Raw genomic sequence first — 15,087 nt, 5'->3', positions numbered from 1 at the left:
TCGGCTGCAGTTGCAGCCTCTACTGGTCAGTCCAGCAGCAACGCCCCGAAACCACCTTGACCGGCGTCAAGGGGCGCCGAAACGGGTGACGTCGGACTGCTGACGTCAGACTTGGGTGACGTCAGACTGCTAGAGTGCGGCCAAGGCCGCGCTGTCGATCAGATCGATGCGTCGCCGCGGATGAAGCCGGATCCAGCCTGCGTCGTCGAACTGGGAAAGCTTGCGGCTGAGGGTTTCCGGGGTCAGACCGAGGTAAGAGGCGATGTCTTTCTTGGCGATTGGCAGCTGTAGCGTGGTGGCTCCCTGTGTGGTGCTCCCCTGTGAAGTGTTCCCCGCTGTTTGGGCCAGGTCGAGCAAGTAGTGCGCGACACGGTGTTCGGCACCGTCGCCCACTAATGAGCTCAACTGCCGCTCGGTGTCCCCGAGTCGATCGCTGAGAGTCTCGAGCATGGTCACAGCCACCGACGGGAATCGCAGCAGATAGTCGCGAACGTCGTCGTGGTGGATGGTGCAGAGATCCGTCGTCTCCACGGTGGCAGCGAAGTGATCGGCGGGGGCGCCGCTCATGAACATTGTTTCGCCCAGGAAGTCTCCGGCTTCGAGTACACGGATGACTTGCTCATGACCGGATTCGGTGATCCGATAAATCTTGACACGCCCGCTGTGCAGGATCATCAGCGTCGGCACAGTGTCGCCGGCCCCGTACAACTGCTCGCCGGCCTCGAAACGACGTGGACGCACTCGACCGGCAACATCATGAAGCTGGTCGGCGGTCAGCTGGCTGAAAAGGGGAACACGCGCCACCAATTGCTCCAGTGACGCGTGTTCGTGGTGGTTGGCGGCATGTGCATCCATGTTGCTAGTGAATCAGTCTTTGCGGATTCGTGTGCACCGTCTGCCGACCTGATTCAGGCGACCTTCTGAGACAGCACCGGGTAGCCGAGTGTAGAGATCGACCGGGCGATGGTGTCAGCACTCACGAGGTCTTCGTCGAATTGCACCTTGACCTTGTTGGAGTTGAACATGACCTGCGTCGAGGCGACACCGTCGAGTTTGCCGACGACGCCTTCGATCTTCTTGATGCAGGATGGGCATGTGAACGGTTCGGTCTCGAACTTCGCGGTACGCATGATCTGACGCCTTCCTTTCGAACGCTGCTGCGTTATCTCTTCTAGCAAAGCCGAAGCACGCTGCGATCGCCTTGATGTGGATCAAGGAGCGTCGGATTGCACGTGCTTAACGCAGGAAAGCCACCCCCGAAGGGATGGCTTTCCTGGTATTGCACGTTAAGTCCGGCGGTGTCCTACTCTCCCACAAGGTCGCCCTTGCAGTACCATCGGCGCTGGGAGTCTTAGCTTCCGGGTTCGGAATGGGTCCGGGCGTTTCCCTCTCGCTATGGCCGCCGTAACAGGTATCAATCTGTGTACGGTTCTTTTGTTTCAACCATGGTGTTGGTTGTGTTTGGTTTCCCGTCCGTAGATCGGGAACCACATAGTGGACGCGTGTCATCTCACGGTGTTACACCGTGTCCCCTGTTACCAGCCTTACAACATGTATCAGGGTAGTGATTGTCAAGTCATCGGCTTATTAGTACCGGTCAGCTGCGGCAGTCTTTCGTCCTGCCTTCCACATCCGGCCTATCAACCCAGTCGTCTGGCTGGGAGCCTCTCCCCCCGTGGGGGTTGGAAATCTCATCTTAAGGCCGGCTTCCCGCTTAGATGCTTTCAGCGGTTATCCATCCCGAACGTAGCTAATCAGCGGTGCTCCTGGCGGAACAACTGACACACCAGAGGTTCGTCCAACCCGGTCCTCTCGTACTAGGGTCAGATCCCTTCAAATTTCCTGCGCGCGCAGAGGATAGGGACCGAACTGTCTCACGACGTTCTAAACCCAGCTCGCGTACCGCTTTAATGGGCGAACAGCCCAACCCTTGGGACCTACTCCAGCCCCAGGATGCGACGAGCCGACATCGAGGTGCCAAACCATGCCGTCGATATGGACTCTTGGGCAAGATCAGCCTGTTATCCCCGAGGTACCTTTTATCCGTTGAGCGACAGCGCTTCCACAAGCCACTGCCGGATCACTAGTCCCGACTTTCGTCCCTGCTCGACGTGTCTGTCTCACAGTCAAGCTCCCTTGTGCACTTACACTCGCCACCTGATTGCCAACCAGGTTGAGGGAACCTTTGGGCGCCTCCGTTACTCTTTAGGAGGCAACCGCCCCAGTTAAACTACCCACCAGGCACTGTCCCAGAACCCGATCAGGGTTCGTAGTTAGATATCCAGTATGACCAGAGTGGTATTTCAACAATGACTCCACCCGAACTAGCGTCCAAGCTTCACCGTCTCCCACCTATCCTACACAAGCCACACCGAACACCAATACCAAGCTGTAGTAAAGGTCACGGGGTCTTTCCGTCCTTCTGCGCGTAACGAGCATCTTTACTCGTAATGCAATTTCGCCGAGTTCGCGGTTGAGACAGCTGGGAAGTCGTTACGCCATTCGTGCAGGTCGGAACTTACCCGACAAGGAATTTCGCTACCTTAGGATGGTTATAGTTACCACCGCCGTTTACTGGGGCTTAAATTCTCAGCTTCACCCGCAAGGGTTAACCGTTCCTCTTAACCTTCCAGCACCGGGCAGGCGTCAGTCCGTATACATCGTCTTGCGACTTGGCACGGACCTGTGTTTTTAGTAAACAGTCGCTTCCCACTGGTCTCTGCGGCCATCCACGCATCCCCCAGCTAGTGGGTTCACGCTTCAGGCCCCCCTTCTCCCGAAGTTACGGGGGCATTTTGCCGAGTTCCTTAACCACGATTCTCTCGATCTCCTTAGTATTCTCTACCTGACCACCTGAGTCGGTTTGGGGTACGGGCAGCTAGAACCTCGCGTCGATGCTTTTCTTGGCAGCAGAGGATCACCGAATTCGCCTAACGGCTATGCATCAGATCTCAGGCATCATGAACAACGGATTTACCTATCGTTCGCCCTACATCCTTACCCCGGGACAACCATCGCCCGGTACGGCTACCTTCCTGCGTCACACCTGTTATCACGCTAACCGCACCAGCATAGGGTCGCACGCTAGGCCCCACCCCCCAACCCGAAGGTCAAGGTAATAGGGATTCAGATGCTTAGCATTACTGGATTAGCTTGGGCGGTTCTTCGCCGGTACGGGAATATCAACCCGTTGTCCATCGACTACGCCTGTCGGCCTCGCCTTAGGTCCCGACTTACCCAGGGCGGATTAGCCTGGCCCTGGAACCCTTGGTCTTCCGGAGGACGGGTTTCTCACCCGTCTTTCGCTACTCATGCCTGCATTCTCACTCGTGTAGCCTCCACGGCTGGGTCACCCCGCCGCTTCACCGGCCACACGACGCTCTCCTACCCATCAACACGGCTGAACCAACACACAAAATGTGCGGCTTACCACTAATGTCAATGCCACAACTTCGGTGGCGTGCTTGAGCCCCGTTACATTGTCGGCGCGGAATCACTTGACCAGTGAGCTATTACGCACTCTTTCAAGGATGGCTGCTTCTAAGCCAACCTCCTGGTTGTCTGTGCAACTCCACATCCTTTCCCACTTAGCACGCGCTTAGGGACCTTAGTCGATGGTCTGGGTTGTTTCCCTCTCGACGATGAAGCTTATCCCCCACCGTCTCACTGCTGCGCTTACACTTACCGGCATTCGGAGTTTGGCTGACGTCAGTAACCTTTTAGGGCCCATTAGCCATCCAGTAGCTCTACCTCCAGCAAGCAACACGCAACGCTGCACCTAAATGCATTTCGGAGAGAACCAGCTATCACGAAGTTTGATTGGCCTTTCACCCCTATCCACAGCTCATCCCCTCCATTTTCAACTGAAGTGGGTTCGGTCCTCCACGTGCTCTTACACACGCTTCAACCTGGCCATGGATAGATCACTTCGCTTCGGGTCTAGGACCTGCGACTGAAAACGCCCTATTCAGACTCGCTTTCGCTACGGATACCCCACACGGGTTAACCTCGCCACAAATCACTAACTCGCAGGCTCATTCTTCAAAAGGCACGCCGTCACACCAACAAAGGGCGCTCCGACGGTTTGTAAGCAAACGGTTTCAGGTACTATTTCACTCCCCTCCCGGGGTACTTTTCACCTTTCCCTCACGGTACTTGTCCGCTATCGGTCATCTGGGAGTATTTAGGCTTATCAGGTGGTCCTGACAGATTCACACGGGATTTCTCGGGCCCCGTGCTACTTGGGATCCTCTCCACGCCAACAACAACATTTCAACTACCGGGCTGGCACCGTCTACGGCTGGCCTTTCAAGACCATTCATCTATGCTGCGCTGAAACGATCGGCGGACGGCAGCCCACCACGGAAAGTCCCACAACCCCGACCATGCAACACCTGCCGGCTATCACACATGGACGGTTTAGCCTGATCCGGTTTCGCTCGCCACTACTCACGGAATCACTATTGTTTTCTCTTCCTGTGGGTACTGAGATGTTTCACTTCCCCACGTTCCCTCTACCCGCCCTATACATTCAGACGGGAGTCACCAGGCCACCTCACGGCACCCAGCGGGGTTCCCCCATTCGGACACCCTCGGATCACAGTTCGTTTATCAACTCCCCGAGGCTTATCGCAGATTACTACGTCCTTCTTCGGCTCCAGATGCCAAGGCATCCACCGTTTGCTCTTAGAAACTTGAAATCACATGAATATCGAATCGATCGCACAACACCCCAAAAAAGGATGCTGCAAAATTGACCAATGATTAGTCAGAACATCCCCGAAGGAATGCCCTAAAAATCTTTTGTGATCCAGAACTCACGTCCTGAATCTAAGATGCTCGCGTCCACTGTGTAGTTCTCAAAATACGGGCGGCACCCCCACCATCGGCCAGTAATGCCGACAAGCAGAAGCCCAGAAGGTCCAGTTCCCACCCCCCACCCAAACGGCGGGCCGGTAAGGCCGGGTCCCTCAGGACCCAACAGCGTGCACGTCACCAGCGTCACCGCCCACACCTTTCCTTACCCCCGAAGAGGTCGTACTCGCTGCGAACAGATCCGCCGACAACCAATGTCAATGTTCCACCCATGAGCTACCAGCCGAACCAGGCTCCACCACGAAATGCGGCGGACTGTTCGAATCTGGCGCCTGGAAGACCGAAGCCTCCAGTTGCTCCTTAGAAAGGAGGTGATCCAGCCGCACCTTCCGGTACGGCTACCTTGTTACGACTTAGTCCTAATCACCGATCCCACCTTAGACGGCTCCCCCCCTTGACGGGTTAGGCCACCGGCGTTGGGTGTTACCGACTTTCATGACTTGACGGGCGGTGTGTACAAGGCCCGGGAACGTATTCACCGCAGCGTTGCTGATCTGCGATTACTAGCGACTCCGACTTCATGAGGTCGAGTTGCAGACCTCAATCCGAACTGAGACCGGCTTTTTGGGATTCGCTCCACCTTACGGTATCGCAGCCCTTTGTACCGGCCATTGTAGCATGCGTGAAGCCCAAGACATAAGGGGCATGATGATTTGACGTCATCCCCACCTTCCTCCGAGTTGACCCCGGCAGTCTCCTATGAGTTCCCACCATCACGTGCTGGCAACATAGAACGAGGGTTGCGCTCGTTGCGGGACTTAACCCAACATCTCACGACACGAGCTGACGACAACCATGCACCACCTGTACACCGACCTTACGGGGAGACTGTTTCCAGCCTTTACCGGTATATGTCAAGCCTTGGTAAGGTTCTTCGCGTTGCATCGAATTAATCCGCATGCTCCGCCGCTTGTGCGGGCCCCCGTCAATTCCTTTGAGTTTTAGCCTTGCGGCCGTACTCCCCAGGCGGGGAACTTAATGCGTTAGCTGCGACACGGAGACCGTGGAATGGCCCCCACATCTAGTTCCCAACGTTTACGGCATGGACTACCAGGGTATCTAATCCTGTTCGCTCCCCATGCTTTCGCTCCTCAGCGTCAGTTACGGCCCAGAGAACTGCCTTCGCCATCGGTGTTCCTCCTGATATCTGCGCATTCCACCGCTACACCAGGAATTCCATTCTCCCCTACCGCACTCTAGTCTGCCCGTACCCACTGCAAGCCCGAGGTTGAGCCTCGGGTTTTCACAGCAGACGCGACAAACCGCCTACGAGCTCTTTACGCCCAATAATTCCGGACAACGCTTGCACCCTACGTATTACCGCGGCTGCTGGCACGTAGTTAGCCGGTGCTTTTTCTGCAGGTACCGTCACAACCCAAAAAAGGATCACTTCTTCCCTGCCAAAAGAGGTTTACAACCCGAAGGCCGTCATCCCCCACGCGGCGTTGCTGCATCAGGCTTGCGCCCATTGTGCAATATTCCCCACTGCTGCCTCCCGTAGGAGTCTGGGCCGTGTCTCAGTCCCAGTGTGGCCGGTCACCCTCTCAGGCCGGCTACCCGTCGTCGCCTTGGTAAGCCATTACCTCACCAACAAGCTGATAGGCCGCGAGTCCATCCCCAACCAAAAAATCTTTCCACCCCCAGACCATGCGGCCAGGAGTCATATCCGGTATTAGACGTCGTTTCCAACGCTTATCCCAGAGTCAAGGGCAGGTTACTCACGTGTTACTCACCCGTTCGCCACTAATCCAGGAAGCAAGCTCCCCTTCATCGTTCGACTTGCATGTGTTAAGCACGCCGCCAGCGTTCGTCCTGAGCCAGGATCAAACTCTCCATAAATGCTCAATAGCCAACCACCGAAGCGACTGACACACATTACGCCTCAACACCACCGGAATAGGCGGACATCAAAGCAAGTTTGAAACTGACAGAACAAATCATTACTGACTTGCTTTGTTATAAATATTTCCAAAGGAATCTCGACCCAACCAAAAAGGCCAGGCACGAGGTATTTGGCATATGACATTGTGCACGCTGTTGAGTTCTCAAAGACCAGACGCACCCGACTTCAAACCTCACGGCCATCACTTCGGGGCAACTTCTCTACTTTACCACTCTGCAGTACGGTGTCAAACTGCTCGACCCCTATACTCCCGGGCGGCCCACGAGGGACAGCACAGTTGCACACGATTCGAGTGGGTTGAACCTACTCTGGAAGTGGATTTTCATTGTCCCCGCTTGAGGCCGGGAAGCGCTTCGGCTTACCCGCACCTTTGGGGTGACAAGTAAGTACTTTACGGGAGCACAGAGGCTTCCTGCAAATCGAATACTGCGCGCCTCGGCAAACGGTCAGCTTTGGCCGTCAATCCGCACGGTAGGCAGCGTGCGGCGCCCGAACAGTTGAAATAGGAACAGCAGCACCATCACCGGCAGCGCGAACCGGAAGAGCGCCGCCTGGGTGATCGCTTCTGGCTCGAAGAAGTTATCGGCGAGCCGTGTATTCGCGGAAACGGCGGTGTGCTGGCCGGAGAAGTAGACGATTGTGCCCGCGAGCAGGATCGCATAGCCGAAGAAGCCCATTACCCTCGTCGATCGGGGGAAAAATCGGCTGCTACCGTTCGTCAGCGATTCGCCGGACATAGTGATGTCCCAGCCGATCGCAACCAAGATGATGACGGCTGCCCATGCGGCGACCTGGTCGGCGCCCAGCGCCTGCGTGTAGAGCAGGTCCATCACGTACAGCACGAGCGTGGCGCATCCCAACGCAGACAGAGCTCCCGGCAGCCGTTCGGTCCATGGTGCGCTCGCTGGCGCACTCCCCTGTGCACGACGTCGTGCACCGCGTCGTGCACCGACCACGAGTGCCACGAGCCCGAACAGTCCAACACCGATCAGCAGGCGTGCCTCGCCAAGGCCTGGCCAGACGGCAACCGTTCCAAACAGTTGCCGCAGCGCAGCTCCACCGAACGACACGATCGTGAACGCCGTCACCACTCCATAAAGCAGAACCCCCACGCGTGCACTGATCGGCCAGCGCCTGCCGAAGACGAGCAGAAGCACGATGGCCAGGATGCTCACCAGCAGATCGAATCCGATGCCGATCGTCTGCACGAGGTCGTCTTGCCGCTGCGCCACCGCGGTCGCGGTCGTCGCGACGGAAGAGCCGGAGTGCGCGGCCGTGGCGTAGCCCGGGACCACATCGCTGAGCTTGGCCGGCGTCGCATCCGCTGCCCGGAACGAGCGCACGATCGCCTCGAGCGCACGCATCCGTTCGCTGTAGTTTGCCCCAGTCGTCAGGCCGTAGAAGACGAACGACCGCGCGCCCTGAGGCTGCGTGGCCTGAGAAAGAGGTTGCGTCCAGATCGCTCCGTCTCCGCCACCTGTCGGGGCGATCTCAAGCCGCAACCAGGCGCCGTCATGTTGCGGCGTTCCGCGCGTTGTGAGCTTCAGCTGAGTAGCGAAGTCAACCGCCGTGACCTTGCCTGGGATCTCGACGGCGGTCAATACGGTCCGCGTTCCGGCTGGCACGAAGCTTGTGATCACGTCGACGGAGCTCTTAGTCTCGGCAGCCCACCCACCCTGAAGCAGCACCGTGAACCCGGAGGCACCCGAATAGCTGCGAACATTCGCAGCCGCCGTATAGTCGCCGTGCGCAGAAACCGTCGGCACTTGCGGGGTCGAGAACGCGCCGGACAGTGATGCCGTGACCGCCCCGCCGGCCCAAGTCGAAACTGCCAAGACTGAGAAGAGCACGGCGAACCCGAGCGATCGCGGCCAGCGGATGCTCGGCACCCGCGCCGCGCGCCCGATCCCGAGGAAGACGGCAAGCAGCACAAGCAGAATCAGCACGGCCTCGCCGACCACGATCAAGCGTGCCAGCACGCTTCCCGGCAGGGCTGACCAGCCGATGACGATCAACGCCAGGCAAACGAGAGTCGGGACCACACGTATCCGCCACCACCCCGGCACCTTGGATGCCGCACGCAACTCGACACCGCCACCGTCGGCGCTGCTGTCATCGCCAACATGATGACTGGTGGTGAACGCCAGTCTCTCACCGGAGAGCTGGCCCCACTCGGCGAAGTCGACCGCCGCGATCCGCAGCAGCGGGATGGACAGCAGCGCGACATCCGTCATCAACGAGTGCACGGACAGCGGAAACAGCGACAGACCGTTCAGCGAAACAGAGGCGAACGCCAGCACGACAAAGAAGGCACCGAAGATCGCACACGACGCTATGATCACCATCAACCGAATCCGGATGCTGCGCGCAACGACCGCAGGTCGCGTGAGCACCGCCAGCATGAGCATCCAGATCAGTGCGAGAAGCGCCCAGCACACGGCGCGTGCCCAATCCGGCATCACGGCGAGCAGGCCGGCGACGCCCAACAGCCCGGTCGTCCACGCGATCAGACCGGTGATCAGCAACGTCGAGCCGACTGCGATCCAGCGTGCGGCGAACATCGCCGCTGCGGTGAGGTAACCGAGCCCGAGCGCCAACAGCACCAGGGTTGCGACAAACAGCGGAATGCTCAGACTCGTCTGCACGCCGCCGGTCGCGCCGAGCATTACGTTTCCTGCTTTGACATCACGCAATGCCACCAGGATGGCCGCGCCGAACAGACTGGCGAAGGTGACGGCGGTGGCCAGCCGAAGCGGGCGATCCATCGTGGCGATCGACAGTCGTCGCTGGGCGAAGATCGCGCGAAGGCCTTCCGCCGACGACGACGCGTCGGCCGACGGTGTACCTGCAGCGGGTGCACTGGCGGAGCGTGCACCGACTGGCGGTACAGGAGGCTGCGCGGACTCCGCAATCGGACTCACGGCAAGACAGTACGACCGGGCAGGCCTCACGCATAGAGCGCGCGCACCCCCGAATCAGGGGGTATGTTTCGCCTGTTCTTTCCGCGTGCGGCGCGCGTGAGCATCCGATGGATAAGGAAGCGTCACGTGTGAAGGATGGCAAATTGCGGGCAAATCGCTGTTCCTGGCAATGCGAAAGCCCCCACACTCCTGGCAATTACAGGGATGCGGGGGCTTGCACGTGGCGGTACCGGTGGGATTTGAACCCTAGTTCGGGGGCTTGGGCCCTTGGCATCCAGTCCAACTTCCGCGGAATGTCAACGAAGTAGTGCCCTGGCGATCTCAATAGATCTCATGCGAACTTGTGCGGTTGTAGTCAAAATGTAGTCAAACGTGGCTGGTAGTGAAATGTAATGTACGGTTCTGCCTCACGCCTATGGCTGCACATGTACAGGCAGTCCCGAGTCGATGATTCCCCACCGGACACAACTGAATCACAGCGCAAACATCTAATCGCTCGCTGGAGGCGTTCACTTGCTGTAGGGGGCCAAGGCATCGTCCCCCGCTACCACCAAAGCGTCAACTAGCACTTGCCAGTCGACGAGTCGGTCGAGTGAGTCGGCTGTTCTACGCACGTCGGTAAGCCACTTGTTGAGAAGGGAGGTCCAACTCGCGAGGGCACGATCATCATGAAGGCACAACTCGGACAACCAGGAAATTCCACGTGATACCTGGTCGTCAATCGGCAGACGTGCGACGACGCTGATGAGGGCGTCCACGCACATCAGTTTGTTTCTTCCAAGCGGGAGCCATTCGCCGATCAAATCCACGAGGTCTTCAACGTGTACCCAGTCAATTGGTGGCCCTCCCAACTCGCTGTACATCCCCGCCGCCCAGGACAGAGGAGTTGGAAGCAGCGCCGCCGCGGCCCAGTCACCCCACTGGCCATCGCGGAACGGGTCTGGTTCCTCGCTTGCATATGTGATTGCGCGTCTCAAGAGCGCTGGCCAGACTTGACGTGCTGCCCCCGCAAGAGTTTTGCGTTCTGCGCCCGCACCTGCGATCCCGTGGAGGAAATGCATCAGAAGACCCGCGTCCCCGCGGAAAGCGTCCAGATGCGTGAGAATCGCGCTCAATTCACCATCTGAGCTGACGGTGCTCAACAGGGCCCTGGCGGCGACCAAGTTATGCGTTCCCCTGTCGTCGACCGAGTATCCCTCCCTGGCGTGGTGAACCATCGCGCGGCGCTGTATCTCTAAGAAGTGCGCCAACAGCGACTGAGCCCGCTTCACCTGACAGTGATCTATTGCAGACGCAGCTCCCAGTCCTCGAATCACGGCGTCCAGCATGCGAATGTCGATCGAATCGCCGGCGATTCGAGCAAGGCGCTCGGGAACGTCGCCCTCGATGTAGCACCTCGACCTTCGCTGATTGTCCGGGTCCCAATCGCCAATCTCGGCATTCCGCGCAGTTTCGATCAGCCAGTCGATCGCTGTTGAATGAATACAAACGTCTCCGTGGCATGCTGCTGGCCAGACCCGATCGCAGCCACGCGCAAGGTAGAGTCGCGTTTCCAAGGCCGCATGGCGCGCCATCCCTAGTCCGGCCTTCGCGACGTCTTCTGGTGAGGCTCCGGTTGACGCCAGGAGCGAAGCTGGCGACGTCGTAAGTAGGGCCGGAAGGGCAAGGGCAACGGCGCGGTCCGCACCAAGGTCGAAGAACTGCTCATCGTACGGAGCGGTGCTTACGTCGAGAAAGTCGGACGCAGTGTCTAGGACAAACCGCACAGCAAAGTTGCCCTGATCGCCGAGCTCATCACATTGCCCATCGGCCGCGAGCTCGATCGCGGCGCGCGCAACGTGGGCGAGAATATCCAGCGAACGTGTCGGAAGTTGTTCGTCGTCAGCTTGGATGAGCTCCCGAGCGTCTCTCAGATCCCTGGCGACTTCGGCGGCAGTCGGGGGAACATAGTCGAGGTCGTGCTTTCTCGAGCTCCAATATCGGTTTTGCAGCCGTAGTGCTGTGTTGCTTAGTTGTCGACTTGCCTGGTGCCGCGCCTGAGCGAGTTGAACTTCGGGGGACGGGACAACCTGGATCAGTACTTGATCACCTTGCTGAGTCAGTTCGAAATTCGACGCATCCAAGGCCGCTGCCCAGTTTCTACTCACCTCGGCCTCGAGCCCTATGCGGTGCCCGTTCGCGACCAGCGCCGCTGCCACCTTAGATAGCTCCTCACGCCGGTCATCTCCTCCCACTGTAACCAGCCACATGGCGACCTCGGGTGGGGTCCAACGCCAGCGCTCGGCATTCACTACGTCATCGCTTGGTGCTCGAAAAGCGAAGCTTTCGCTTATGACTCGCCCGAACTCCAACTCCCAGACAGACGGCTCCGCTAAGTACCGGTCCAATTCACCGTTGAGCCGTTCCAGATGGCGGACGAAGGTCCCGTACAACAACCCGGGAACGGCCAAGTTTGAGCAACCCTCGAGCAGTGCATCCATAACTGTCGAAGGAAGAACCCCCTGGTCAAGCCAGCGGTCCACAGTGCGCTGCATCGCCAAGAGGGCGGAAGTAGCTGCCTCTGGCCCGACGGACGTGCCCCTGTACCAACTCCAGACGTGGCTATCTCCCGTGTAAAGCCTCGGGGTGCCGTCCAGATCAAGCAGAAGCCCATCGGGCTCGGGTTTGAAATCGGCCGGCTCAATTGGTGCCGCGAACGCGCTTGGGCGACGAAGTTTGCTCAATGTCTCGACTCGAAACTTTGCGCCGTGATTCAGGATGTTGTTCAGCACTCGAACGGACGTCTTGTACGGCGCGTTCTGGAAAAGTGGCCAGAATCCACCGAACCAGAACGCGGAAAATGGCGGGCCGATAAAAGTCCAGCGTCCCTGGTGACTACGCACTCCGTCATCTGGGCCCCACCTGTCGGCATCGGTGTCGATGTAATACGCCTCAATCATGTCCGCTAGCAACTCGGGGTCGCGCAATATGAGTGCCCGCGCGCTGAACGGTGAATCGGCTGCGGGTGCCAGAAACGCCGGAGCGCGCTCGCAAATGAGCCTTAGTGCGTTCTCGACGGCGGCATCGATGTCCGGCCCGAGCAACGCTAGCGTCTCCACGAACTCCTCTCGTGTGACGTGGTAGTCGAGTCGGCGATGCTGCTGTGGCCGCTGGGCCGGGGCGCCGGACGTGTCGTCAACATCGGCGGGGAACGAGTCCCAGAAACGGAGCAATCGATCCCTGAGCATGATCCGCAGCCGATTGCCGGACGGTGCGCCCGTCATAACCAAGGCTCGCAGCCAACTAGTGAGCAATTCAAAAGAGTCTTTCGGTCCTGCCCAGGGTTCATCCGCCTGCAGAAGCAACTCAACTACGGGCGCAGCGACGACCTGATTAACCAGGCCGCCAATGGTGTGCCGTTGTTGAACCACTCGCACCAGGTCGCTCATGGCAAGAACTGGGTCTGTACCTCTCACGGCAGTGTTCAAACATTCATAGGTCGATGTGGATCCAAGCACGGCTTCAATTGGGACATCGGCCCAACGTGCGCCGTGCTTAGCGCCAAGGTCCCTGAATCGGGTGAGCGCGGTGACAAACTCGATCGGCGCTATTTCTCGCGGCGAACGGTCCAGCGCCCCACGGCACGCTAGCACTGCCGCAGACATAGCCCATCGAGGAGCGTGAGCTGATTCCAACTCGGCCGCAACGTCCGGGGAGCGGACCAATAAGATCGCGGTCGCGTAGCGACGCACTTCGTCGTGTGCGAACTGAGGTTCGCCGACGAAGGGGTTAGCTGGCGCGAGCAAATGATCGCGTCGAAGAGCGTCAATCGAGACTGCCTCGAAGCTTATGTGGGCGCCACTGGCTCGCGCACTGCCTAGATTCATGGCTGCTACAGCGAGGAGCGCACGCTCCCGACCTTCCGCCGACCCGGCTTCTGGTCGCCCTTCGCCACGGGCCACGTGCCGCCAGATTGTCTCGAGACACTCCCACTCGCTCATCGACTGTCTGAGTTCGAGCCCAGTGCGCGCTAGCAGGTCAAGCACAACAAGTCGTCGAAACAGTGAGTCCGTGGGGAGGTCTCGCAAAACGTTGCGGAGACTTGGAAACTTCGTCGCCACTTTCGATATGTCGTCGTCATCTAAGGTTTGTACGGTGAAGGTTGACGGCCGAGTATCGGTACTTCTAGCAACCTGATCGCGAACGAACTCCTCGGCGACATCCGACGTGACTACTACGAGACCTGTACCTGTGCTGGCGGCCGACCGGCCAAGGTCAACGAGCAAACCCTCTGATCGCTCGAGGGCAGCGTCGGCGGCGTCAATGACCAGCATTCGAATCGGCGCCGCCATCTCTTCAAGCGCGTCATCAATCGAAAAACCGACCGCCGACCGCAATTCGAGGCTCGTACGCGGCAACGCTCGGAAGTTTAAGACCAGTGCCTCGAAGTCTCCAGGGTTCTTCGATTCGAGCTCAGCAATGGTGGACAGCACGAGAGCGCTTTTCCCCGTTCCAGATTCGCCTGCCACCACCAGGGCAGACCCTTCCAGGCCTACCGCGCGAATACGTTCGCCAAGTTCTGAATGCCGGTCTTGGAAGGGGATCTCGAGCACACTGGTGGACTCGCCCATCGTCGTGCGAACCGCTGAGATCGCTGCTCTCCGATGATCAGCAAGGACTTCCCAGGCCCGCGCATTTCGTCCGAGGTTGGTCGGCAGCAATCCGTGCAAATCTCGACGCAGCAGGTTTTGGTCCACGATCGCTCCTGTCGCGTCATAACGCGTGGCCTCAACCTCGATTCGATCCCGTATCGTAATCCCGTCGACGCCGTCTGCAGCAATCGAATCGAGCACTAGCGCAACGTTTGTTCGGTCGGTCGCGTTTGGTCCTTGGACAGCAAATCCGATTACGTGCAACCTCGAAAGCAACTTCCAACCAAGTGCCAGAACTTCGTCCTCCGACAACTCGGCGACCTCGGCCTTCTCGACCATCTTTAGAAACTGCTTCAGCCTGTTGCGAACCTGACGTGACCAGCGGCCCTTCACGTCTATTGCCATGCGGAATGATGTCGGGTCGGCATGACTCTGAGCCACCAAGCACACGGTGGCGAGTTCTTCCCATTGGCTTTGCCAGCCGGCAGTTGCGACTGCTACATGTTGAGTGTCACTGTCGAACCTTGCAATCTCGTCGAGAAGTGACCTAACCAACTTGACCGACGCTTCATGGCTGGGGACGAAGTTGGGCGTAGCCCTGCAAGCGATAGCAACAGAAACGGCGGTCTCGGCAGCCGAGCTGTCGATCAACAGGTCATCCACGGGATGGCTTGGGCCAGTCTGAAACGAAACTCGAGTGACTGGCAGATCCGAGACTTCGGGGCGGCGCCCATTGGTCAAAAGGTTCGCCAAGTAC

Annotated in this window: 4 protein-coding genes and 3 rRNA genes; all 7 read right to left on the bottom strand. The window is 58.7% G+C overall.

Translation table 11 applies throughout. From position 1 onward, the window contains the following. Window positions 1–129: 129 nt before the first annotated feature. The gene (locus QU604_RS03475) at window positions 130–855 is read right to left on the bottom strand and encodes a Crp/Fnr family transcriptional regulator (protein ID WP_308467406.1); all 726 of its coding nucleotides are present in this window, start codon (window positions 853–855) and stop codon (window positions 130–132) included. Between the two features lie 53 nt (window positions 856–908). Further along, entirely contained in the window at window positions 909–1,130 is a 222-nt protein-coding gene (locus tag QU604_RS03470) for a heavy-metal-associated domain-containing protein (RefSeq protein ID WP_308467405.1), read from the bottom strand. A gap of 160 nt (window positions 1,131–1,290) precedes the next feature. After that, window positions 1,291–1,407 (bottom strand): 5S ribosomal RNA (rrf, locus tag QU604_RS03465). Between the two features lie 160 nt (window positions 1,408–1,567). Next, window positions 1,568–4,700 (bottom strand): 23S ribosomal RNA (locus QU604_RS03460). Window positions 4,701–5,179: 479 nt separating this feature from the next. Further along, a 16S ribosomal RNA gene (locus tag QU604_RS03455) occupies window positions 5,180–6,714 on the bottom strand. The 16S, 23S and 5S rRNA genes sit together here, the layout of an rRNA operon. A 510-nt stretch (window positions 6,715–7,224) precedes the next feature. Beyond that, the gene (locus QU604_RS03450; RefSeq protein WP_308467404.1) at window positions 7,225–9,699 is read right to left on the bottom strand and encodes a hypothetical protein; all 2,475 of its coding nucleotides are present in this window, start codon (window positions 9,697–9,699) and stop codon (window positions 7,225–7,227) included. 509 nt (window positions 9,700–10,208) lie between these two features. Beyond that, a complete protein-coding gene (locus tag QU604_RS03445; protein ID WP_308467403.1) occupies window positions 10,209–14,993 on the bottom strand; it encodes a hypothetical protein in 4,785 nt (1,594 codons plus the stop codon). Window positions 14,994–15,087 lie beyond the last annotated feature (94 nt).

Source organism: Rathayibacter sp. SW19, from assembly GCF_030866825.1.
In the GTDB taxonomy this organism is placed as follows: domain Bacteria; phylum Actinomycetota; class Actinomycetes; order Actinomycetales; family Microbacteriaceae; genus Rathayibacter_A; species Rathayibacter_A soli.
The sequence above is the reverse complement of the archived record's forward strand: the minus strand, read 5'-3'. Positions and strand labels throughout refer to the sequence as shown.